Annotated in this window: 14 protein-coding genes; 5 read left to right on the top strand and 9 right to left on the bottom strand. The window is 60.9% G+C overall.

Annotated elements, in window-relative coordinates; all coding sequences use genetic code 11:
• Positions 1-121 precede the first annotated feature (121 nt).
• From DWY51_RS07850 to DWY51_RS07840, 3 genes are all read right to left on the bottom strand, one after another.
• Entirely contained in the window at positions 122-1,585 is a 1,464-nt protein-coding gene (locus tag DWY51_RS07850) for an amino acid permease (protein WP_117770450.1), read from the bottom strand.
• Between the two features lie 153 nt (positions 1,586-1,738).
• Entirely contained in the window at positions 1,739-2,194 is a 456-nt protein-coding gene (locus DWY51_RS07845; protein WP_117770449.1) for a hypothetical protein, read from the bottom strand.
• Positions 2,195-2,197: 3 nt separating this feature from the next.
• Positions 2,198-5,206 carry a glycoside hydrolase family 2 TIM barrel-domain containing protein gene (locus DWY51_RS07840; protein WP_117770448.1) on the bottom strand — a complete coding sequence of 1,003 codons (3,009 nt, stop codon included), beginning with the start codon at positions 5,204-5,206 and terminating at the stop codon, positions 2,198-2,200.
• Between the two features lie 376 nt (positions 5,207-5,582).
• Between DWY51_RS07840 and DWY51_RS07835 the strand changes: the two genes are divergently transcribed.
• Positions 5,583-6,599, top strand: a complete 1,017-nt coding sequence (locus DWY51_RS07835) for a LacI family DNA-binding transcriptional regulator (protein ID WP_117770447.1) — start codon at positions 5,583-5,585, stop codon at positions 6,597-6,599.
• Positions 6,600-6,904: 305 nt separating this feature from the next.
• Here DWY51_RS07835 and aspS read toward each other — a convergent pair whose 3' ends face one another.
• Positions 6,905-8,692: an aspartate--tRNA ligase gene (aspS, locus tag DWY51_RS07830; RefSeq protein ID WP_117770446.1), complete on the bottom strand. Its 1,788-nt coding sequence runs from the start codon at positions 8,690-8,692 to the stop codon at positions 6,905-6,907.
• Positions 8,693-8,948: 256 nt separating this feature from the next.
• On the opposite strand from aspS, the gene serB reads away from it, so the two are divergent.
• The 4 genes from serB (at position 8,949) to DWY51_RS07810 (ending at position 11,930) form a co-directional block, all read left to right on the top strand.
• Positions 8,949-9,584, top strand: a complete 636-nt coding sequence (gene serB, locus DWY51_RS07825; protein ID WP_117770445.1) for a phosphoserine phosphatase SerB — start codon at positions 8,949-8,951, stop codon at positions 9,582-9,584.
• 114 nt (positions 9,585-9,698) lie between these two features.
• Positions 9,699-10,481: a nickel pincer cofactor biosynthesis protein LarB gene (gene larB, locus DWY51_RS07820; protein ID WP_117770444.1), complete on the top strand. Its 783-nt coding sequence runs from the start codon at positions 9,699-9,701 to the stop codon at positions 10,479-10,481.
• Positions 10,482-10,491: 10 nt separating this feature from the next.
• The gene (locus DWY51_RS07815; protein WP_117770443.1) at positions 10,492-11,388 is read left to right on the top strand and encodes a LarC family nickel insertion protein; all 897 of its coding nucleotides are present in this window, start codon (positions 10,492-10,494) and stop codon (positions 11,386-11,388) included.
• A 2-nt stretch (positions 11,389-11,390) separates the two neighbouring features.
• Positions 11,391-11,930: a TetR/AcrR family transcriptional regulator gene (locus DWY51_RS07810; RefSeq protein WP_117770442.1), complete on the top strand. Its 540-nt coding sequence runs from the start codon at positions 11,391-11,393 to the stop codon at positions 11,928-11,930.
• A gap of 307 nt (positions 11,931-12,237) precedes the next feature.
• Here DWY51_RS07810 and larD read toward each other — a convergent pair whose 3' ends face one another.
• The 5 genes from larD to DWY51_RS07785 all read right to left on the bottom strand — a co-directional run bounded on the left by larD (position 12,238) and on the right by DWY51_RS07785 (position 19,901).
• Positions 12,238-12,969, bottom strand: coding sequence for a D/L-lactic acid transporter LarD (gene larD / locus DWY51_RS07805; protein WP_006234784.1), 732 nt, complete (start codon positions 12,967-12,969; stop codon positions 12,238-12,240).
• Between the two features lie 49 nt (positions 12,970-13,018).
• The gene (gene larA, locus DWY51_RS07800) at positions 13,019-14,296 is read right to left on the bottom strand and encodes a nickel-dependent lactate racemase (protein WP_117770441.1); all 1,278 of its coding nucleotides are present in this window, start codon (positions 14,294-14,296) and stop codon (positions 13,019-13,021) included.
• A gap of 466 nt (positions 14,297-14,762) precedes the next feature.
• Entirely contained in the window at positions 14,763-17,576 is a 2,814-nt protein-coding gene (locus DWY51_RS07795) for a phosphoenolpyruvate carboxylase (RefSeq protein ID WP_369832481.1), read from the bottom strand.
• Positions 17,577-17,833: 257 nt separating this feature from the next.
• The gene (gene hisS, locus DWY51_RS07790; protein WP_117770439.1) at positions 17,834-19,147 is read right to left on the bottom strand and encodes a histidine--tRNA ligase; all 1,314 of its coding nucleotides are present in this window, start codon (positions 19,145-19,147) and stop codon (positions 17,834-17,836) included.
• Positions 19,148-19,451: 304 nt separating this feature from the next.
• Entirely contained in the window at positions 19,452-19,901 is a 450-nt protein-coding gene (locus DWY51_RS07785) for a hypothetical protein (RefSeq protein WP_195521812.1), read from the bottom strand.
• Between the last annotated feature and the right edge of the window lie 92 nt (positions 19,902-19,993).

Here is a 19,993-nt window from a genome sequence, read left to right as displayed (position 1 = left end):
AAGCTGGCCGCTGCGCGGCCAGCAGACTAAAGTCTTGAAAACACAAAAGGAGGGGCCTCGTAAGGCCCCTCCTTAGGAAAGGGAATCGATTTATTCCACAGCCGTAGATTAATCCTAGCCGCTACTCCATCATGTCGAGAACGGAGGGGCGAAGCTCGCTCTCGGCGGCCTCGGGATCGGTCTCGCGCAGGCGGTTGATGTAGCGGTTGTACCACATCACGGCAAGGCCCAGGAAGACAACCACGCCGCCAACGTTGTAGACCAGCGTCAGCCACAGAGGCTGATCAAGCGGAATGGTGCCGCAGATAAGCACGAAGCAGAAGACCACAAGCAGGAATGCGGCAACGACCAGGCCAAAGCTGCGCGAGCCCATGCGGAAGTCACGGGGAGCGGCGTCGAAGTTCTTGCGCAGCATAAAGTAGGCAAGCAGAATCAGCAGCGGCGGGAGCAGAGCCGTGGCAGCCGTCATGTTGGTGACAATCATGAGCAGGTCGTCGAGGTTACCAGAGCCCAGAGCCGGGATGATCAGGATGGGAACGACGATAGCGAACTGCAGCCAAGCGGCGCGGGCGGGAATGCCGTGCTCGTTAAGCTCGACAATCTTGCTACCAAAGACGCCCTTGGGGATCTCGGTGAAGAAAACCTTGATGGGAGCCGAGGTCCACATCATGAGGGAGCCCAGCGTTGCGGCAAGAAGGATCAGGCCGATGACGCGCGTGGACACTTCCATGGGAATGCCAAAGTGGGCAAAGACAGCGCCGAATACGTCGAAGATGCCGGTGGAGATGGCAACGCTGCCCTCGGGGATGAACAGGTTAACCAGCAGCGAAGCGCCTGCATACAGAAGGCCGATGGTCAGGCCGGCGATAACGACAGTGCGCACGAAGGCCTTGACGCCGCCCTTGAGGTCGTTGAGGAACACGCCGACAGACTCAGCGCCGCCAACGCCCTGGATGATCCAGGCAAGCGTACCGAAGAAGCCCCACGTAGTTGCGAAGTTGCTCGTGTCGGGAGCCATGTTAGCGGGCGTGGGAGCCGTAGCGAACTCGACGCCGCCAAAAGCAGCAGCCAGAGACAGCAGGATGAACACGGCGGTCAGGCCGAGAGCCGCGGTCGAACCGAAGGAGGAAATGGAGCCGATCCACTTAGCGCCCTTGGTCGAAACCCACGTGGCGATAGCAAAGACGACGATCTCGATAATGGTGATCCACAGCTGCGAAAGCTCGGCGTTGGCACCAAAGAACACGTAGCTCGCGTAGATGATGACGTTGGGCAGGACGGACGCAAAGAAGAACAGGTTAACGAACCAGTAGCTAAATGCCGTCAGGAACGCCCAGCGACCACCCATCGAGGTCTTAACCCATGCGTACACGCCAGACTCGGAGTCCTTGTTGAGGCCGACGAACTCGGCGGTAACCAGGGTATAGGGGACAAAGTACAAAAGCGTGGCGAAGAAGAACGACGGCGCAGCCGCCAAGCCGATGGCCGCGTTGTTGTTGATGATGTTCTTGATACCGAACACGGCGGCGACCGTCATGCCCAGCAGAGCGAACGAACCAATCGTTCCTCGTTTTTCAGAGCTCATAAGCCCTCCCAATCATCTGTTAAATGTCATCTAAAACCGTCCGAGCTGCAAGTGCAATCGTGGACGGCGCACCTGCTAAGGGGAATGGGGAAAAGGGAGTCAACAAAGCCATCCCCCTTAACGGCGCGAAGCAAACGTCCAGGCGGACGAATACTACTTGTTGGGGAAGGAATAACCTTCAACCGTCACGTGCAGTACCACGACGCGGGGATCCGCGGCATCGGCCACGACACGGTAGGCCTCGTCAATTTCGACGACGGCAACGCCGCCGGCGGGAATCGTCACAGTCTCCCCCGTACCCTCAAAGCGCTCGCGATCATCGATATCGCTGTAAGCGCGGGTGCAGGTTAGGCTTGCCTTGGGGGCAACCTCGACGGTCAGGTCGCCGTCGAGCGGGGCGAGCACGGCATGATAGCGACGGTGACCGACCAGATCGGCGGTAGCCGCCTCGTGGGCGTTCACCCACCAGTACACCAACGAGTCGCCGATGGAGTAAGCCACGTCGTGCTGCAGGTCGGCAACACCATCGAGCGCCTGGCCGGTACGCATCCACTTCCTGACGGACTTCATCTGAGCGTCGAAATCGGCGCGCGAATTAAAGACATGCATGACTTATGCCTCCTTAATGGGTGCCAGCGCCTGAGCCAGATCGGCAGACGTCAGCGGTCGCAGGGACACCTCGAAACTGAAGCTCTCAAAACGGGTGCGATAGGAATCGAGCACCTCGGAACCCCAAGAGTTCGAGCCAAGGCCGAGCAGCTGGTCGTTGATGTTGACCGTGACCGTGTCACCCTTGACAAGGTCGTAGACGTGCTTGGCGTTATCGATGGCCTCGCAGCTATAGGGCCATGCCGAGAACGAGAACGGGTTGGAAGCGGCGTCGGTCGGACGAGTCACCAACACGCCGTCACCGTGGCTGGAGCGCAGGGCGACCCAACGGGTGCCCTCGCGGTTAGCGCAATCCTGGGGCATGACATACGGCGTGAACATGTCGTCGACCGTAGTGCGGTAATGGCCGACCGGGTTGGCGCGCAGCGAGTCCGGATAGCTCTCGCCCGGGCCGTGGCCATACCACTCGACGGCACGATCGCAACCGGGGACCTCGAAGGAGATGCCGATGCGCGGGATAATGTCCGAATAGTCGCCGTAAGGCTCGCCGGAAACCTTGAGGTCGACACGACCGCTCGGAAGCACGGTGTAGACGAGCTCGACGCGCATGCCGAACGCGCGGACGGGAGGAGCGATACGCTGGCTCACGGTCACGACGACCGCATTGCCATCCTGCTTCCAAGAAACCTTGCGGGTAGACGTCTGCATCACATCGATGAAGTTGTCCTTCCACAGTGAGTCATACTCCTGCGCATGGTTATCGACGAGCGGATGCCAAAAACCAACCTGGGGACCAGAGGCCATGACGTCGCGGCCGGATGCCTTCCACTCGCTCACGGTGCCGTTTACCTTACTGAAGGTCAGCTCGCCGTTGAGGGAGTGAATGCGAATCTCCTGCTCGGTCTCCTCGACCGTAAGCTCAGGACGAGTGGGAGCCGCGATGGCCGACGCTGGATGGTTTGCGATGGCAAACTGGCTTACGCCCAGTTGGAACATCGGCTCGCACCAGACGTGAGCGGCCATGGTGTAAGCGCGCACGGTCAGCAGGGTCTCGCCTACCGCGGCCTCGCGAATCACCAGCGGAAGCTGGACGGACTCGCCGGGGGCAACCGCGCCGGGCATGAGCGTCTTGCGGCACACTACGTCGCCGTTCACCAGGGTCTCCGCCGACAGGCAGACATCCTCGAGGGTGGTGAACCAACGCTTGTTGGTGACGGTCAGCTCGCCCGCCTCGGCGTCATAAGCCATGCGAACCGGGCAGATGACCTGGCCATACTCAGTGAGGCCCGGGCTCGGCTGCTGCCAGGGGAACACCATGCCATCGATGCAGAAGTTGCTGTTGTTGGGGTAATCGCCGTTGTCGCCACCATACATATCGTAGGCAACGCCGTCCTCGGTCACAGCAGCCAAACCGTGGTCGCACCATTCCCAGATAAACTGGCCTTGGATGCAATCCCAGCGATCGAAGACCTCCTGGTACTCGGACAGGCCTCCGGGGCCATTGCCCATGGAGTGACCGTACTCGCAGTTGATGCGCGGCTTGGGGAACGGATGCTCGCCAAAGTCGTTCATCTGCGACACACGGGAGTACATGGTGGAAATGACGTCGACGGTATCGGCGTTGCGGTCCTCCTCGTAATGGACCGGGCGACCATCGAGCTCGTGAGCCTTGGCGTACATCGCGCGGATGTTGCAGCCATAGCCGCTCTCGTTGCCCATCGACCACATAATGATGCAGGCGTGGTTGCGCTCCTGCATCACCAGGCGCTCAATGCGGTCGACATAGGCCGGCTCCCATGCCGGGTCGTCGGTGACCAGGGCGATATTGCCGATATTCTCGAAGCCGTGGCTCTCCATATCGGTCTCGGCGACCAGCATGATGCCGTACTCGTCGCACAGCTCGTAGAAGCGCGGATCGTTGGCGTAGTGGGACGTGCGCACCGCGTTGATGTTGTGCTGCTTCATGAGCTCCAGGTCGCGGCGCATGCGATCGAGGCCCACGGCGCGGCCCTTGTGATCGTCGTGATCGTGGCGGTTGACGCCATGCATCTTAAAGTAAGTGCCGTTGAGGTAGATATGATTGCCCTCGACCGTCACCTCGGCAAGACCCTGGCGATGTGGGACGTACTCGCTCACCTTGTCGCCGTCGTAGACCTCAAACGTAAGGTCGTAGAGGAAGGGGTCCTCGGGATTCCAGAAGTGGGCATCGGTCACGCTGCACTCGGCATGGCCGTCGACGCACTCGCCCGTAGCCACCACGTTCTCGCCATCGCTGAGCGTAAACACGATGCGGGAAGCGCCCTCGGCAACCGTATCGAGCGTAATCAGAGCAGTATCGCCCTCGCGGTGCGTGCGGAACCTAAAGTCGACCAAGTGCGCGGCGGGACGCTGCATAAGGTACACATCGCGGAAGATGCCCGAGGCCCACCACATATCCTGGTCCTCGATATAGCTGCCATCGCTGTACTGCAGGACCTTGACAGCAAACAGGTTGTCGCCCTCGACGAGCGCGTCGGTCACGTCGAACTCGGCAGACAGGCGCGAACCCTTGGTCATGCCGATAAACTGACCGTTGACGTACAGCTCGCCATAGCTCTCGATGCCGTCGAAGCGAATGATCTCGCGAGCGCCGGCAGGAACGGCGGGAAGGTTGACGATGCGCTGGTAGACGCCCGTGGGGTCGTCGGAGGGAACGAACGGCTGATCCACCGGGAACGGGAAACCCTCGTCGGTGTAGGCAAGGTTGCCATAGCCATCCACCTGCCACAGATGCGGGACCTCCACGCGATCCCACTCGGGCTTGTACGTGGAGAGCTCCTCGTTGGAGACGGTAGCGGGGCCCTCAAAGAGGCGGAACTGCCACGAGCCGGACAGCTGGACAAACCCGCGCGACAGCTCGCGGCTGTACGTCGCAGCGAGATCGGCGGTCTCGTAACCCATAAAGTACGCATGGGGTGCCAGGCGGTTCCTGTGGGTGAGCGCTTGGTTTTCCCAATCGTTAATGGCGTCCATGGTGATGCTCCTTCGTCATCGTAGTGATTCTTGTGCAACCGGTTGTCCTTATCTTACGGGCGATGCAAAAAACTGTGCAACCGGTTGTCCGCTGAACGGTCGATTTCGCCGGATTAACGGTGCAACCGGTTGTACAACCGCGGCACTTATGTCACCCTGAGTATCGAAACTCAGCGCAAGACATCGTTCTTAAGCTCGTAGGCAACCGCCACGCCCGCTGATATCTCACCCATACGAGACGTATTCGATTGCGGCTTGGTTGCAAAACGACACCGGTCACCGGATATCATGAACGCTGTTCAGGCGCACTATAGTAAGCTGTATCCGCACTAGCCCGTACCAGTGACAACATCGACCGCATTTTCCAGGAGACGCCATGACCCAACCAGTTCGCACCGCACCTACGCTTGCCGAGGTTGCCGCAGCTGCCGGCGTGTCGCGCTCCACGGCATCGCGCGCCCTCAACGATTCGCCCCGCATTAGCGAGGAAACCAAAAAGCGCGTCCGCGCGGCGGCCAAGGAAGTCAATTTTGTCCCCAACGCTCGTGGCCGAGCGCTCGCTGTCGGGCGCACGGAAATCATCGCCGTGCTCGTGACCGAGCCTCTGAGTGAACTCTTCAGCGACCCCACCTATAGCGAGTTTTTGAGCGGCATTACCGAGGAACTGTCGGAGTCTTCCTATCTGCCCGTTATCTTGCAGGCGTCTTCCACGCATGAGCGCAACCGCGCACGCGAGCACTTTGAGCGCCGCTCGTTCGACGCCGTGATCGACGTCTCCCCCTACAAGGGCAGCGAGCTGCTCGAGGTGCTGCGCGAGCTGGGCGTACCCACCGTGTTGTGCGGCCAGCTCGAGGGCCACCCCTATCGCGACGTGTTCTCGACGGTCTACTCTGACGACGAAGAGGGCGGACACTTTGCGGCACTCGCCATGAAGAAGCGCGGGCGCAAAGATATCGTCGCCGTGTTGGGACCGCAAGACAACCCCGCTGTTGTCGACCGCCTGCGCGGCTACCGCGCCGTCTTGGGCGAAGATCTCCCAGACGCAAACGTTATCTATACCGGCTGGAACAGCGGAGACGGCTATCAGGCCATGCACCAGATCCTCGCGCGCGAGATGGCTTTCGATGGCGTGCTCTGCGGATCGGACCGTATCGCGGCTGGCGTCATCACCGCACTCAACGAGGCAGGCCTATCCGTTCCGGCGGACGTTTCTGTCGTCGGCTTCGACGATCACGAGATTGCGACGCGCTGCGTCCCCGCGCTCACGACCGTCCGCCAGCCCCTGCGCGAAGAAGGCCACATGGCCGCCAACATTGCGCTCGATATGATCAAGGGTGCCGAGCCGACCACCTCCGTGATGCACATGCAGCTGATCCAGAGAGACTCGCTATAAGATACTGGGACAGGCTTTCCGCCAGACAGTTGTTGCGGAAAGCCTGTCCCGTTCTGGGCGCTCATTCTGGGGCACAGTTTCCGTTAGACAGCTCAACCGGAAACTGTGCCCCATTATTTTGCCGAATTCTGGGTCGCGCTTTCCCAGAGGACCCCCTTTGGGAAAGCGCGACCCGTTCTGGGCGCAGATTCCGGGACGCACTTTCCGCGATGCCCGGTCACCCCATACCCTCACAATCTCGGCGTATAAAAAACGAGGGAAGGCACACGTCCTTCCCTCGTTACGAGCAATATATAGCCGCTCGCCTACATCAGGCGCAGGCTGACGTCCTTGAGCTGGGCGCCGGAAACGGCACTCGGGGCGCCCGACATAAGGTCGGAGCCGCTGGCCGTCTTGGGGAACGCCATGACGTCGCGGATGGAGTCGGAACCGGTGAGCAGCATGCACACGCGGTCCAGGCCCAGAGCGAAACCGCCCATCGGGGGCGCACCAAACTTGAGCGCCTCCATGAGGAAGCCGAACTGAGACTCGGCGCGCTCCTCGGTAAAGCCCAAGAGCTTGAGCATGGACATCTGCATCTCGGCGTTGTGGATACGCATGCCGCCGCCGCCAGCCTCAAAGCCGTCCATGACAAAGTCGTAGGTGCAAGAACCAGCCGCCAACGGGTCGGCCTCGATCTTGGCGATGTCGGTCTCGGTCGGCAGGGTAAAGGGCTGATGCTCGGCTGCATAGGCCTTGCGGTCCTCATCCCAGTGGAACAGCGGGAAGTTGACGACCCACAGGAAGTCGTGGCCCTCGCGCTTGATCTCGAGCGCGTTAGCCATGTGGGAACGCATGCCGCCCAGGATCTCGTCGGAGAGCAGGCGCGGGCCGGCGGCAAACATCACAAGGTCGCCGGGCTCGACGTCCATGCGCTCGCGCAGAGCCGCCATCTCCTCGTCCGAGAAGAACTTGACGATGGGGCTGTTGATGGAGCCGTCCTCGCGGAAGGCGATCCAGGCCAGGCCCTTGGCGCCAAACGTGGAGGCCACGCCGGCGAGCTTGTCGATCTTGGCACGTGCCCAGGCACCGGCGCCCTTGGCGTTGATGGCCTTGACGACAGAGCCCTCCTCGTTCGCGGCAGTCGCAAAGACCTTGAACTTGGAGTTGGCAAAGATGTCGGTCAGGTCGACCAGGTGCATGCCATAGCGGGTATCGGGCTTGTCGGAGCCATAGGTGTCCATGGCCTCCCAGTAGTCCATACGACGCAGCGGCGTGGGCATCTCGACACCCATGCGGCCGAAGGCATCGGCAAGAACCTCCTCGAGCGCGCTCATGACATCGTTCTGGTCCACGAAGGACATCTCGATATCGACCTGGGTGAACTCGGGCTGGCGGTCAGCGCGCAGGTCCTCGTCGCGGAAGCACTTGGCAACCTGGTAGTAGCGCTCGACGCCACCGACCATGAGCAGCTGCTTCAGAAGCTGCGGGGACTGCGGCAGGGCGTAGAAGTTACCCGGCTGGATACGGCTGGGAACGATGAAGTCTCGAGCGCCCTCGGGCGTGGACTTAAACAGGGAGGGCGTCTCGACCTCCATGAACTCACGGTTGTGCAGCGCCTCGCGAATGGCAAAGGTGAAGTCGGAGCGCAGCTTGAGGTTGGCCATCATCTCGGGACGGCGGAGGTCCAGATAGCGATAGCGCAGGCGGGTGTCCTCGCTGGTCTCGATGCCGTCCTCGATCTGGAACGGCGGGGTGACGGACGTGTTGAGCACCTCGGCGTGGTCGGTCAGGACCTCGATCTCGCCGGTCGCGAGCTTAGTGTTGGTGGTCTCCTCGCCACGGGCGCGCACGACGCCGTGGATCTTGATGGGCCACTCGGGACGCATGGTCTCGGCGATCTTAAAGGCATCGCCGTCGGAGTGCTCGGGGTCGAAGGTGAGCTGCGTGATGCCCTCGCGGTCACGAAGGTCGCAGAAGATAAGGCCGCCGTGATCGCGGCGACGGCTCACCCAACCGGTGAGGGTGACCTCTTCGCCCACGTTCTCGAAGCGAAGCTCGCCGCAGGTACGGGTGTGCATGGAATGCTCATCGATGGGACGGGTCTGGCTCATACCAGTGATCCTCCTTTATGGATCTGTGCCGCCCCGTGTCGTTCCGGGCGGCGTCGTACAGATTTGCCCAGCCTGCGTAAACCGCGCAGCCAGACATGGCGTTCTATCTTATCGCACCCGCATCGATGTGCCGCGAAAAAGTAGCTCTTGCCCAAAGACTTGACGGAGACGAAACAATTGACGCACCGCGGCACCCGCCCGCGCTCGTCACGTGCGACAATGTGCCCCAATACAACTGCACTCGGAAAGGCCCGCCATGACCGCACGCCTCATCGTTATGGATATCGACTCCACGCTCATCAACCAAGAGGTCATCGACCTGTTGGGCGAAGAGGCCGGCGTGGGCGAGCAGGTGGCACAGATCACCGAGCGCGCCATGCGCGGCGAGCTAGACTTTAAGCAAGCACTCGAGGAACGCGTGGGGCTGCTCGCCGGCCTGGACGAGAGCGTATTCGAGCGCACCTTTGAGCGCGTGACATTTACCCCCGGCGCGCTAGAGCTTGTGCGCTCGGCACACAGCAAGGGCTGGAAGGTCGGCGTGGTAAGCGGCGGCTTTCACGAGGTCGCCGACAAGATCGTGGCCGCCGCGGGCATCGACTTTTGCCTCGCTAACCGCCTGGAGGTCGTGGACGGCAAGCTCACCGGCAAGCTGGCGGCAAACATTGTGACCAAGGAGTCCAAACTTATCCAGCTGCTGGATTGGGCAGTTGAGTGCGGCGTCGATATGGCACACACCGTGGCAATCGGCGACGGCGCCAACGACATCCCCATGATTCAGGCCGCGGGCACGGGCATCGCGTTTTGCGCCAAGCCCAAGACGCGCGAAGCCGCCCCGTTTGCCATCGACGAGCGCAACCTGATGCTCGCCATGGACATCATCCTGCGCGACTAGCAAGTTCGCCCAACAATTGAATCAGCCTGTCCTATAGTTTCCGAACAATTTTGTCTTAGTGTTCGGAAACATACCTTTTGAGTGCTAGACTTTGCGCCGTCGAAGGGAACATATATGGATAAGCGAGATCTTGAGCAGTTGCTGAGCGATGTTGCCGGCGGAGCAGTCACCCCGGCTGTCGCCCTTACGCGCATCCAGACGGCGCCAACCGCCGATCTGGGCTTTGCGCAGCTCGATCTTTCGCGCGGAGTGCGCCAGGGAGCCGGCGAGGTCGTCTACGGTGCCGGTAAAACCGCCGAGCAGATTGCCGCCATTATCGAAGCGCTGCACGATACCGGCCAGGAGCGCATCCTGGTCACGCGCCTGGACGCCGAAAAGGCAGCCCGCACCTCGGAGCTCCTCGACAACGGCATCGACCTGGGATATGTCCCGGACGCACAGCTCGCCCTCGTGGGCGGCAAGCCCTCCCCCACTGGCAACGGACGCATCGTCGTCGCCTGCGCCGGCACGAGCGACCTGCCCGTCGCCGAGGAAGCCGCATTGACGGCCGAGTTCTATGGCAACGAGGTCGACCGCCTCTACGACGTGGGTGTCGCCGGCCTGCACCGTCTGCTCGCGCATGCCGAGGAGCTTGCCCAGGCACAGGTGGTCATCGCCATTGCCGGCATGGAGGGCGCACTGGCGAGCGTTGTCGGCGGCCTGGTGAGCTGTCCGGTCATCGCCGTTCCCACCAGCGTGGGCTACGGCGCAAGTTTTGGTGGCGTAGCCGCACTGCTCGCCATGCTCAACTCCTGCGCCAGCGGCGTATCGGTCGTCAATATCGACAACGGCTTTGGTGCCGCCTACCAGGCAAGTCTTATCAATCATCTGAGCGCCGGCACACCCTGCGCCCGTTAAGGAGCATTCCATGTCCAACCATCAGCACACGCTTATCATCGACGGCACCTCGGGCATCAGCGGCGACATGACCGTCGCGGCCCTGCTCGACCTGGGCGCCAGCGAGGAGCACCTGCGCGAACAGCTCGCCACACTGCCGGTCGACGGCTTTACGATCGCCGTCACGCGTGCAAACAAGCATGGCATCGACGCCTGTGATTTTGACGTCCAGCTTGCAGAGGAGCTCGAGAACCACGACCACGATATGGCCTGGCTCTACGGCAACGAAGCAGCTGCCGAGCACATGCACGAGCATGAGCACCACCATCATGACCATGACGAGCACGAACACGAGCACTGCCACGAGCATGACCATGAGGGTCACCATCACGCCCACCACCATCACCACCGTTCTTTGGCGGATGTCACCGCCATCATCGATGGCTCACGGCTAAGCGATGGTGCCAAGCGTCGTGCCCTCGCCATTTTTTCCGTACTCGCCGATGCCGAGGCAAAGGCTCACGGCAAAACGCCCGAGACCGTCATGTTCCACGAGGTAGGCGCCGTCGATTCCATCGTCGACGTCTGCTCTGTCGCCATCTGCCTCGATGACCTAGGTATTGAGGACATCGTGGTCGAGTCGCTCTCCGAAGGCCACGGAACCATTCGCTGCGCCCACGGCCTTATGCCCATTCCCGTCCCCGCTGTCGTCAACCTGTGCCAGGCGGGCAATATCGCCCTCACGCCCGCACCGGTCGCTGGCGAGCTCGTGACGCCCACGGGCGCCGCCATCGTCACCGCGCTGCGCACGTCCGAGCACCTGCCGGCACGCTACCACATCGAGGCCGTCGGCTACGGCGCCGGCAAGCGCCCCTACGAGGGTTGCTCTGGCACGCTCCGTTGTCTACTCGTTGACGTGGATGCATAGCCATGGATGCCCGCAAAGAAAAAAGCCGCGCTGCCATCGTTGCAGCGTTCTCCGAGCTGCTACGCGAAGAGGATTACGGCAAGATTACCGTCGGCGACATCATCGCTCGTGCCCACGTAGGCCGCGCGACATTCTACGGCCTCTTTAAGAGCAAAGACGACCTACTGTCCGAGCTCGTGAACGACATCTGCACCCACGCCCTCGACGACGATGGTACGCCGCTCGACGACCCACTCGTGCAAGTCGAGCATATCCTCAACAACCTCTGGGAACGCCGTCAGGGCGTTCGAGCCCTCGTAGCCGGCGCCGGCTCACGCGTCTTCGCCGACTGCCTCCGCAAGACCATCATGTCGCGCGCAGCCGAAACCGTCCCCGTCGACCCCGCAGGCCCCGCCGCCACCATGGACCGCAGCTTCTTACTACACCACATAGCCTCAAGCTTCGTAGGAATGGTCCAATGGTGGGCCTGGCACAACTTCCAAGCAAACAAAGCCGACGTAGCCAAAGACTACCTCTCAGCCATAAAGCCCCTCTTCACCTAAGTAAGAAGCTCATCCCAAATCATCGACCCAACCCAGGCCGCCACGCATCCCAAAGTGTCATTCACACTTCAACGCCCCCAACAGCAACAAGCCCCTCCCATCTATATTCAGATATATATGTTGGGCTGCTTGTTCGAAGGCAACTGGATTCCCGCAGGGTCCGGCATAGGTTAACTTTCCGCCGCATTCCGCAGGACGCAAGAAGCTCCCGCCGCACGAAGTGCGCAGCGGGAGCTTCTTGCATGTCCGAGGACGCGGCGGAAAGTTAACCTATGCCGGACCCGGGCGTTATATCAATTGTCTTGGCCTAGAACATGCCCAAGAAACCATGCACAAACAGCGCGGCCAGAGCGGCACCGACAAACGGAGCGATGCCAGGAACAAGCAGGCCGTACTTCCAGTTGTTGTCAGCCTTGTTCTTAATCGGCAGCACCTGATAGGCCATGCGAGGACCAAGGTCACGGGCCTGGTTCATGGCGAAGCCAGTGATACCTCCCATGCCCATGCCAACAGCCCAAACGATCAGACCGACGCAGATAGCGAGCATCAGGACGTTCTCGCCAGCACGGTTAGCAGCAGCAAGGATGGCGCTGATGAACACAAAGGTGCAGATAGCCTCGCAGAAGAAATTACGGGCATAGTTCGTACCCTCGGTGGTGGGGTTGGTCGAGAAGATGTTGCGCTGAGCAATGGGATCGATGACACCATCGGAAGCCTTGAACTCATCGGCATACATCAACCATGCGATCACGGCACCCGCAAAGCCGCCGAGCATATCGGCAATCATGAAGGGGATGCAGCTGCTCCACGGCACCAGACCGACGATGCACTGGGCAAGCACCATAGCCGGGTTCATGCACACGGCGCCACCAAAGACAAACAGGCAGACCGAGATGCCAAAAGACCAAGTGGTGATGGCAAACATATGGCCGGAGCCCTGATACTTGGTACCCTTAAGCACGGTATCGCAGTGCACGCCCACGCCAAAGATGATCATGAGGGCCGTTGCGCCGAATTCGCAGAGGAGTTTGGTAAGCATAAAACCTTATCTTTCTTGTCGGTTATAAACGATTCGTTTAGGCCGCGTACTAGTGCTGTGCGACGACAACGCCCAGGCCATCGGGAATGACGGCCACCTTGGCATCGGCACCCTTCATCTCAAAGGCGAGCTTGAGCGCCTCATCGAGGGTGTTGACCGGCGTCATGTGCATATCCTTGATCATCTGGTGATCGCACAGGTCGGTGACCATGATCACAGGGTGATGCGCCAGGATGCGGGCAAAGATCTGGCTCGTCCACTGGTCGGGCAGGGTCTCGTCCTTAGGACGGTCGATGCAGGCACGCTCAAACTCCGCCGGATCGTTGTCGGCGATGTTGTGATAGAAGCCCTCGCCACCGTGACCGTCGGCACAGCCGGCGACGTCGATGATCACGCCGCCCTCGGGAAGCGTAGCCTCGGCAGAGCACATGCCCTTCACGGCCTGATAGATGTTCTGGTCGAGCGGGTAGCCGCCGTTGGTGGTAATGGCAATCTCGCACTCGACGGGCTCAACGCCGGCAAGGCTCTTCACGAACTCGCAGCCAGCCTCGTGCGCCTTGTGGATGTCGCCGGCAAAGGAGCCGATGACCTCGTGCTTGCCGTTGAGCACCACGTTGAGCACAAAGGCAAGGTGAGCCATCTCGGCAGCGGCAAACATGTCCTCGCTCACGTGGTTGTGGCACAGGTTGCCGGCACGCGAATGGGAATCGTTCACAAACTGACCGTTGTGGTTGTACATGATGGTCTTGTAGCTGGCGATGCCAGGCAGGACGGACTTGCGGCTACCAGAGAAACCGGCAAAGAAGTGCGGCTCAATAAAGCCCTCGGCAAGCAGCAGATCGCAATCGGCAGCAATCTTGTTGATGATGCACTCGCCGCCAGAAGGCAGGGTGCCGATCTTTTTCATCATGCTGTCATCGGTCGCGACGTGCATAACGATTTCCTCGTTGGCAACGATCTCCTCGCCGTACTTGTTGACGAGTTCCTCATGCGTCGACGGACGATGCATACCCGTAGCAACCAAAATGCGCACGCGAGCCTCGGGCGCAGCGGAATGGATGTGATGCAGCAGAATAGGCATCGTCACACGCGAGGGAACGGGACGCGTATGGTCGGAGCTAATGATGACGATATCCTTCTTGCCAGCACAAAGCTCCTCGAGCGACGGCGAGCCATAAGGGTTGGCAAGCGACTCCCCTACCAGCTCTTCCTGCGATTTCGTGGTCTTAAACTCGTTTTGATGACCTTCCATCACACCCGCGAAGTTCTTATCCTCGAGCTCCAGATGCAACGTCTTGTGGTCAAACGGCAGTTCACATTCAAACAATGACGAGCGCCCTCTTCCTTTTCAACTGACACACTAGATAAACCGTTGGAAGGATACGCCGCTCACCGAAAAACACCACCGTCCACCGACTCATTAACACAACGTTCATATTTGACCCACAACAAAACGGCCGCGACCCCAAACGGGACCGCGGCCGCTACAGTCGTAAGGCGAGAAGCACCACATGCATCTCAATCCCGATCGATAAGGCGCGCGGCGCGAAGCGCCAAACGCGCCGCCGGGACAGACCCCATCCAAAACGCGCGAAGCGCGCCATTAATTCCCCCAGCAGTAATCCACTGAAGACCGGACATCGCAGGGCCCGCCATTAGTTTACTTTTAGGCACACTCCGCAGGACGCAAGAAGCCCTCGCCGCACGAAGTGCGCAGCGAGGGCTTCTTGCATGTCCGAGGACGTGCCTAAAAGTAAACTAATGGCGGGCCCGGACGACTACAGGGCTATCGATTACCCCGTGTTCTGCAGTCCTGCCGAGACGCCGGTCACAGTCGAAAGAATCAGGCTCATGTACTCGGCCTTCTTCTCCTCGGCCATCTCGTCCTGGTTCATACGCACCTCGCGAAGGGCGCGGACCTGGGCGATGGACAGGGCGTCGACGTAGGGGTTACGCACGCGAACGGCGCAGCCGAGCACGCGACGACGCTGCAGCGGCCATTCATCACCGACGATGGCAAGGACCCACTTACGGGTGAGCTGCATCTCGGTAAAGACCTTCTTGGACAGATCATCGCGGTCGCCCAGATGCAGATACATCTTGGCGATGCGCTGATCGGTCTTAGCAATCGACATCTCGATGTTGTCGATAAAGGTGCGGAAGAACGGCCACTCCTGGTAGGCAGCCTTGAGCTGGTCAAGATCGCCCAGCTGCTCGCAGGCGGTGCCCAGACCGTACCAAGCGGCCAGGTTAATGCGCGCCTGGCTCCAGCTGAAGATCCACGGGATGGTACGCAGGTCATCGAGCGACTTGGCGCCCAGACCGCGCTTGGCGGGACGCGAGCCGATCGGCAGCAGACCGACCTCGGTCAGCGGCGTCACGGTCGAGAACCACGGTGTAAAGTCCTCGGTGTTCAGCAGGTCCAGATAGCGTTCGTGGCTTGCAGTGTTGAGCTTCTCGGCCATATCCCAGAACTTCTGCGTGGTCTCGGTGTTGGTCTTCTCGACACTCGGGGCCGACTGCAAAAGCGTTGCGGCGGCAACGGACTCAACATGGCGCTGAGCCAGCGTGCGGTTGCCGTAACGGGCAAAGATGACTTCGCCCTGCTCGGTAAGCTTAAAGAAGCAGTTGACCGAACCCTTGGGCTGCGCCAGCACGGCCTTGTTGGCCGGGCCGCCGCCACGGCCCACGGCACCGCCGCGACCGTGCATGAGCACCAGGTCGATATCGTTCTTCTCTGCCCACTTGGCGATGCGCTCCTGCGCGGAGTGCAGCGCGAGCATGGCCGTGGTAGGACCGGCATCCTTGGAAGAGTCGGAATAGCCCAGCATGACCTCCATGCGGCGGTTGGTCTGGGCAAGGCGCTTTTGCACCACGGGCAGCGTAAGCATCTGATCGAGCACGTCGACGCAGCCCTCGAGGTCCTCGAGCTGCTCGAACAACGGGATCACGTCGAGCTCGGGGACATCCTCCTCGTGTGCAAAGGACAGGTGCGCCAGCTCAAAGACGTCGGCCACATGCTGAGCGCTCTTGGTAAACGAGATGATGTAGCGGTGCGCCATCTTCTTGCCGTAGCGCTTTTGGATGGAGCCGATAGCGCGGAAGGTATCGATGACCTCGCGCGTCATGGGCTGCAGGTCGCCATGGATACCGTTCTCGTGGATATCCTTAAGGGCGCGGGCATGCACCACGGAGTGCTGACGGAACTCCATCTCGACCATATGGAAGCCGAAGGACTCGACCTGCCAGATGATGGTTTGGACCGGGCCGTAGGCAGCACGGACGGCACCGCAGGCGGCCAGCGAACGCTGGACGACGCGCAGGTCATCCAGGAACTCGTCGGCGCTGTGGTACATGGTGTCGGTGATACGACGGACGGTGGCGTTCAGGCGGTCGGCCATGACGAGCATGACGGCGCGATGCGGCTCGTGCTCGGAGATCAGCTCGGCGCGGGCCGTGTAACGAGGGCTCATCTCGACCTGATGGTTCCACAGGTTAATGAGCTCGGCCGACGGCTTGCTGTAGGTAGCCTCGAGCGTGAGGTTGCGGCCGATGTGGCGGCACTTGTCCTCGAGCTTGAGCACCATGTGCGTAAAGTACTTGGCGGCGACCTCACGGCTCACCTTGGCGGTGACGTTGGGGTTACCGTCGCGGTCGGAACCGATCCAGCTGCCGGGATGGAAGAACGCCGGGCACAGCGGCGGCACAGTACCGGCCTTGTCGCCCAGCACCCAATCGTCAAAACGACGATAGATAACGGGGATAACGTCGAACAGCGTGTTATCGAAGATGTCGATGATGGTATCGGCTTCCTCGACCGGCGTGGGCTTCTTGAGCGCGATGGGACTCGTACGCACCAGGGCGTCGATCTCCTGCAGCATATGGCGCTCGTTCTCCACCAGGTCGGAGCCGCCCAGACGCGGACGCTCCTCCAGCAGGTTGGAGATACGGCGGATCTTGCCCTCGACGGCCTTACGACGGGCCTCGGTGGGATGTGCGGTAAAGACAGGGTGGAACTCGAGCTTGTCGAGCAGCTCGTTGGCACCCTCGACACCCAGCTCATTCACCAGCTGGTGATAGGCAACGGTAAGCTCGTTGGCAGGATCGACCTCGGTATCGGTCGACGCACCGGCCTCGCGCTCGCGCAGCTGCGCCACACGGTAGTTCTCCTCCGACAGGTTTGCCAGATGGAAAAAGCTCGTAAAGGCGCGAACGATGACCTGCTGCTTATCGAGCGGCAGGCTGTCGATCAAATCGACGACCTCACGAAATGCCACGGCAGTGGGCTCGTCGGCGGTGGGCACGCCCTGCTCGTCGACGGCTTCGTCGGCAGCGCAGGTACCGGGGTTGCCGGCATTGACCACAATCTCGGCTGTCAAAATCTTGTCGAACAGGTCCGCGATCTCGGGATCATACTCGCTAAGCACACGGCGCTCCAGGCGCAAGAACAGCGCCAGATTGTCGCGCAGCTCCTCGGGGATCTCGATCTCGGCGAGACGCTCCCTGGACTCGGCATTCGAGCCGATTCGGTTAACGAGGCGGTTGACCACGGCAGCGACGCGCGCCGCGGCTTCGGGTACAGACTGGTTGCTTAGGTTCTCAGCCACGTTTCCTCCCATTCCTCCTTCTATGCACGTAACATGCGGTATTCATTATAGGCGCTTGAGAAATACTTTCGACACTGATTGCGCTTTACCACACAAAAGTATTTTCTGCATTGCAAAGGTTTTTGCCCTAAATGGTCGTATTTCTCGGTGGGCGGCATACGTAAACGGGGGCATTCCGCATAAAAGCGAAACACCCCCGTAACAATCGCTCTCCATGAGCAGGACACGTTAGCAGGCCCGAAGCTCAAAAAGATGCGCTACAGGCGCTCGCGAACCGCCTCGACGACGTTGTCCAGATCGGCGAGCACCTCGTCATGGCTCTGCATGTCGCGCACTTTGACCTTGCCGGCGGCAAGCTCGTCGCCACCCAGGACCAAGATGAGCTTGGCGCCTACCTTATCGGCTTGCTTAAACTGGGCCTTGAGCGAACGACCCTGATAGTCGGCCTCGGCCACGATACCTGCGGCGCGAAGCTCCTGCGTAATGGCAAAGACGTTCTGACGCAGCTCCTTGCCGGCGTTGGCGACATAGACGCACGGGGCCTCATCGGCACCCAAATCGCTGCCAAAGGCCTGCAGGGCCAGCAGGGCGCGCTCAAAACCGACAGCAAAGCCGACGCCCGCCGTGGGCTTGCCACCCTCGAGCTCGACCAGGCCATCGTAGCGGCCGCCGCCGCCGATGGAGCCGACGCCGGCGCCAGGGGCCTCGACCTCAAAGACAGTACGGGTGTAGTAGTCCAGGCCGCGCACCAAGGTGGGATCCTCGACATACTCGATACCGGCGGCATCCAGATAGCGCTTGACCTGCTCGTAGTGCTCGCGGCACTCATCGCACAGGTTGTCACCCATCAGCGGAGCCTCGGCCATGATCTCGCGGCAGTGGTCGTTCTTGCAGTCGAAGGCACGCAGCGGGTTGAGCTCGGCGCGCTCGCGGCACTCATCGCACATCTCGTCGGCGTGATCGAGGATGAACTGCTTAACCTGCTCGCGATAAGCCGGACGGCACTGGGCGTCACCCATCGAGTTGATGAGCAGACGAAGCTTGGAAAGATCGAAGCCCAGGCGCTTGTAGAACTCCATGAGCATGATGATGCACTCGGCGTCTGCCGCCGGATCGGGAGCGCCGAGCCACTCGATGCCCACCTGGTGGAACTGGCGCAGGCGGCCCTTCTGGGGACGCTCGCCGCGGAACATGGCCTCGGCGTAGTAAGCCTTAAACGGCGTGGAGCCCTGGGGCACCAGATTGTTCTCGACGACGGCGCGCACCACGCCGGCCGTGCCCTCGGGGCGAAGTGCCAGGCGCTGCTTGGGCTTGAGTTTGGTGTCGGTGCCCTCGGTAAAGACGCGCTCCAGGTTGGCACCGCTGAACACGCGGAACATTTCCTTGCGCACGACGTCGGTCGACTGGCCGATACCGTGGACAAACACGTCAACCTGCTCGATCGCGGGCGTCTCGATGGGTTTAAAACCAAACGGCTCGAACACGCCGGCCGCAATCTGCTGCATCTTTTGCCAGGCGCGCATCTCGGCGCCGATAAGGTCGCGGGTTCCCTCCGCCTTCTGTGCCTGCATGGGCAAACACCTTTCTTTTGTATCGCGTCATAGGTAGTGGACATTATACGGCACAAAGCAGCAACGCGGCGGCGCGCCTGACCGAACGAGGGTATGGGGACTCGTTCGGCCAGACGCGCCGCCGCTGTTTGTGATCCCTTTTCCTCCGTCCCCTTCGGATCACGTGATCCCTTGGGGACGGAGGAATAGGGATCATTTCGTAGGCCCGTGGCCGCCTTGGAAACCGAATGATGGTACGAGCATCCATTCGGCTTCCAAGGCGGCCACGGACAGAACGGGACGAACAGAAAAGAGCGACGGACGCCTACTCCCCCGCCACGCTCGCGCGCAGCTTGGCGGCGATGGGCTCGGATACCAGCAGGAACACGAGCATGACCACGGAGCACGCCAAGCACACGATCCAGGTGCTCGCAAAGGAGCCCGAGACGGCAAAGAGCACGTAGACCTGCCACAGCTCACCGACAAAGCTCATGCCGGCAAGCACCGCCGAGGTAGCGATAACGGTAAGCGAGCCCAATACGCGGCCACTCACCTTATCGGCAACATGACCGATAACGAGCGAACCCACGACACTCACCACGGTGGAGATGGCATTGGAGACGTTGTACTGCGCAAGGGAAATACCCAGGTTGCTGACGATCAGCGGCTGGAACAGGCTCATGCAGTTGACGAAAATCGTGTAACACGTGGCCATGATCACGAAGCCGGAGGCCACCACGAGCCAGCCGGGGAAGAACTTACGCTGCTGGGGCATACTGCTCCTTTTAGACAAACGAATAGCCTGCGCCGGGCGCCGGTAGTGCCCAAGATTGCCTTGAAAGACAAGGGCATAGGCCTTACGGCCAT

Source organism: Collinsella sp. AF25-2LB (assembly GCF_003458415.1).
Classification (GTDB): domain Bacteria; phylum Actinomycetota; class Coriobacteriia; order Coriobacteriales; family Coriobacteriaceae; genus Collinsella.
Note: the sequence above shows the minus strand (reverse complement) of the source record. Positions and strands in the feature narration are given on the sequence as shown.

What these genes read in the sequence shown, in the direction of transcription:
- DWY51_RS07810 (WP_117770442.1), top strand. Translation starts at nt 11,391, where the DNA reads ATGGATGCCCGCAAAGAAAAAAGCCGCGCTGCCATCGTTGCAGCGTTC.
- hisS (WP_117770439.1), bottom strand. Translation starts at nt 19,147, where the DNA reads ATGCAGGCACAGAAGGCGGAGGGAACCCGCGACCTTATCGGCGCCGAG.
- larB (WP_117770444.1), top strand. Translation starts at nt 9,699, where the DNA reads ATGGATAAGCGAGATCTTGAGCAGTTGCTGAGCGATGTTGCCGGCGGA.
- DWY51_RS07835 (WP_117770447.1), top strand. Translation starts at nt 5,583, where the DNA reads ATGACCCAACCAGTTCGCACCGCACCTACGCTTGCCGAGGTTGCCGCA.
- aspS (WP_117770446.1), bottom strand. Translation starts at nt 8,692, where the DNA reads ATGAGCCAGACCCGTCCCATCGATGAGCATTCCATGCACACCCGTACC.
- DWY51_RS07845 (WP_117770449.1), bottom strand. Translation starts at nt 2,194, where the DNA reads ATGCATGTCTTTAATTCGCGCGCCGATTTCGACGCTCAGATGAAGTCC.
- DWY51_RS07785 (WP_195521812.1), bottom strand. Translation starts at nt 19,901, where the DNA reads ATGCCCCAGCAGCGTAAGTTCTTCCCCGGCTGGCTCGTGGTGGCCTCC.
- larD (WP_006234784.1), bottom strand. Translation starts at nt 12,969, where the DNA reads ATGCTTACCAAACTCCTCTGCGAATTCGGCGCAACGGCCCTCATGATC.
- DWY51_RS07850 (WP_117770450.1), bottom strand. Translation starts at nt 1,585, where the DNA reads ATGAGCTCTGAAAAACGAGGAACGATTGGTTCGTTCGCTCTGCTGGGC.
- serB (WP_117770445.1), top strand. Translation starts at nt 8,949, where the DNA reads ATGACCGCACGCCTCATCGTTATGGATATCGACTCCACGCTCATCAAC.
- DWY51_RS07815 (WP_117770443.1), top strand. Translation starts at nt 10,492, where the DNA reads ATGTCCAACCATCAGCACACGCTTATCATCGACGGCACCTCGGGCATC.
- DWY51_RS07840 (WP_117770448.1), bottom strand. Translation starts at nt 5,206, where the DNA reads ATGGACGCCATTAACGATTGGGAAAACCAAGCGCTCACCCACAGGAAC.